Raw genomic sequence first — 2,910 nt, 5'->3', positions numbered from 1 at the left:
GTTTTACGCCCTGCCATTTGGTGGGGCGTAATTTATTCGTTGAGGTGAAACCTAATCACACGGGGAAACGCTGCAAATTTTTCCCTTTGTCAATTCCCGGTTTACCGCTACCTTTCGCCAGCACCCTAATTGGGCTATGTTTTTAACTGGCGAAATCGCCAATTTGTTGGGAGAGTGGAATGGGAAAACGTGACGATCTGATCGCGAAATATGCGGATGACCTTAAGAACAAGTGCGGGATGACACCGGATATGGATTTGTTGACCAAAGTCACAATTGGCTGTGGTCCGGCAATTTATAATGCCGACGCGTCCACCGTTGCCGCATCGCAGGATAGCGAGCTGGAAACAGTCAAGAACAACTTCCTGATCAAAAAGCTTGCCTTGTCGGATGGGCCGGAATTAATGGAAGCCATCAACAAAGCCATGGATACATATGGGCGCTCAGAACGTAGCAAATACCGCGCGGTTGTCTATTATATGCTGACCAAACATTTTGGCAAAGAATCCGTCTACGGCTGATTGACTACTGAAACGTAATAAAACGCCCGGATAACGATGGTTAAGCGGGCGTTTTTTTATTGCCAATCATTCTACGCACTTGCCGTTTGCGTGATTGGCCCAAGATAAGGTATGAATGTCTTATCGGCCAGGATGGCCAGACCCTAATTTCAGAGATCACGTGTGGTGCGTAGGGAGCACGTGGGGTGAACGGAGGGTTTTGGCATTGGCTGGAATCCTCCGTTTTTTAGAAAGTCGTTAAAACTATGCCCATTCTGACGCTTCCAATAGCGACATATCCTCTGTCAACCACTCCTTTGAAAACAGTGTCTAATCCCGTCTTTTAGTTTGCAGTTTTGTATGCGGAACGCACGCCCCGTCCATTTCTGATCTTTTCCCCTCGCCTTGATGCTGATCTGTTTCCGAGATTGGTAACTTGGAAGGTAGCACCAAATGGAGCAACATTTGTTAGTGTCTGATTTAAAACTCCGGACCGAGGGAAAATTGCGATGGGATTTTCTCTGACAAGGCGCATTGAGCGCTGAAATGCGGGCATTTTGAGCGAAATGCAACGCAGATCAGAGGTAATTCCAGCCAATTTACACCGGTTTTGGGTTTTGAATCGGGCACTTAGAGGTGTCACAGGGCAATACAATCAGGTTGGAAGTTCTGGAGGGCCCGACGGGTCGGCGGAGCTGGCCGGACGATGTGAAGGGGCGGATTGTTGCGGAGTCGTTTGAGCCTGTTGCTCGGGTGGTCGATGTTGCCCGCCGCCACGGGATGGGAGCCCAACATTTGTCGACATGGCGTCGGCTTGCACGTGAGGGCAAGATTGTTGTGCCGGTGGATGAGCTGATGTTCGCACGCCTTGAGATTGCGCCACAGGATGAGGCGGTTCCTGAACCGCAGACCGGCCATTTTGTCGAGATTGATACAGGTGGCATAATCATCCGTTTGTCGGGCACCACCCCGGCGGATCGGATTGCGGATGTCGTCTCGGCGTTGAGTGCGGGTCGGTGATCATTCCGTCTCAAGTGGTAAAGATCGTGGTGGCGACAAAGCCGGTGGATTTCCGTAAAGGCCGTGATGGATTGGCGGCGGTTGTTCAGAACGAGCCGGGACTGGACCGGATTGGTGATGGCTTATAAACGCCTGGAAGAGGGCAAGTTCGCCTGGCCGGGTATCAGTGACGGTGTGATGCGCCTGTCCAAGGGGCAATTCGAGGCTCTGTTTGAGGGTCTGGACTGGCGGCGCGTTTTGGCGCCTCGGGTGCGCAGACCGGGTGCGGCAGAGTGACTCCATGGCTGTTTCCAGTCCTGCATTCCGGGTGGTTTTCGAGACCGAACGAGCTGCCCGTCTGGAGGCGGAAAGAGTGGCTGCCGACTACAAGGAAGTCGTTACGCGGCTTGAGCATCTGGTCAAGGAGTTGAACCAGGCGCTATATGGCAGAAAGTCGGAAAAGCTGTCTGAAGACGAGCGGCAACTGTGTTTTGAAGATCTTGAAGTGGCGGTTGCCGAGGTTGAAGAACAACAGGCCCGCCTGAAGCGAGATACGCCCGAAAAGAAAGCCGCTGCGCCCAAACGCAATCTGGGCAATCTGCCCAAGGACCTGCCGCGCATCGAGACCATCATTGAACCGGCCAGCACGCTTTGCCCCTGTGGTTGCGGCGAAATGGTGCGGATTGGCGAAGACCGTACAGAGCGGCTTGATATTGTGCCTGCACAATTGCGGGTGCTTGTGACGGTGCGGCCCAAATATGCCTGTCCAACTTGCAAGGGCGGTGTGACCCAGGCGAAATCACCACCCCATCTGATCGAAGGCGCGCTGCCAACAGAGGGTGCCATTGCTCATGTCCTGGTCAGCAAATACGCGGACCACCTGCCTCTCTATCGGCAAAGCCAGATTTACAAGCGCTCGGGCCTCGATTTGCACCGGTCCACGCTGGCTGGATGGATTGGAAAAGCGTCTTTCCATCTGACGCCGGTGGTGGATCGAATGGCCCAGCATCTGAAGGCATCGACCAAGCTTTTCATGGACGAAACCACCGCCCCGGTCCTTGATCCGGGACGCGGCAAAACCAGAACCGGTTACCTCTGGGCTCTGGCGCGCGATGATCGGGGCTGGGGCGGAGAGGACCCGCCGGGCGTAATCTATTTCTATGCAGATGGGCGTGGTGGAATACATGCCGAGGAATTCCTCGCAGGCTTCAAGGGCATTCTGCAGGTCGATGGTTATAGCGGTTACAACCGCTTGACCAAAAGCACCCGTGCGGACGGGCCCCTGACGCTGGCATTCTGCTGGGCGCATGCACGCCGCAAGCTAAAGGAAGTCTTCGACAGGGACGGCTCCGAAATCGCCGCCGAGGGCCTGCGCCGGATTGCCGAATTCTACAAGATCGAGGCCGAAATC

At 54.5% G+C, this 2,910-nt stretch carries 5 protein-coding genes; all 5 read left to right on the top strand.

Annotated elements, in window-relative coordinates; all coding sequences use genetic code 11:
• The first annotated feature begins 179 nt into the window (after positions 1 to 179).
• A complete protein-coding gene (locus tag ACWB12_RS01420) occupies positions 180 to 521 on the top strand; it encodes a DUF2853 family protein (protein ID WP_479528273.1) in 342 nt (113 codons plus the stop codon).
• Positions 522 to 1,136: 615 nt separating this feature from the next.
• Positions 1,137 to 1,520 carry a transposase gene (locus tag ACWB12_RS01415; protein ID WP_479528272.1) on the top strand — a complete coding sequence of 128 codons (384 nt, stop codon included), beginning with the start codon at positions 1,137 to 1,139 and terminating at the stop codon, positions 1,518 to 1,520.
• The gene (locus tag ACWB12_RS01410) at positions 1,517 to 1,648 is read left to right on the top strand and encodes a hypothetical protein (protein WP_479528271.1); all 132 of its coding nucleotides are present in this window, start codon (positions 1,517 to 1,519) and stop codon (positions 1,646 to 1,648) included. Before ACWB12_RS01415 ends, ACWB12_RS01410 begins: the two co-directional genes overlap by 4 nt.
• Positions 1,638 to 1,796, top strand: coding sequence for an IS66 family insertion sequence element accessory protein TnpB (gene tnpB, locus ACWB12_RS01405; RefSeq protein ID WP_479528270.1), 159 nt, complete (start codon positions 1,638 to 1,640; stop codon positions 1,794 to 1,796). Before ACWB12_RS01410 ends, tnpB begins: the two co-directional genes overlap by 11 nt.
• 4 nt (positions 1,797 to 1,800) lie before the next feature.
• Positions 1,801 to 2,910 (top strand): IS66 family transposase (gene tnpC, locus ACWB12_RS01400; protein WP_479528269.1); only part of this gene is annotated, 1,110 nt, incomplete at its 3' end.

This window comes from Profundibacter sp. (assembly GCF_056498605.1).
Note: the sequence above shows the minus strand (reverse complement) of the source record. Positions and strands in the feature narration are given on the sequence as shown.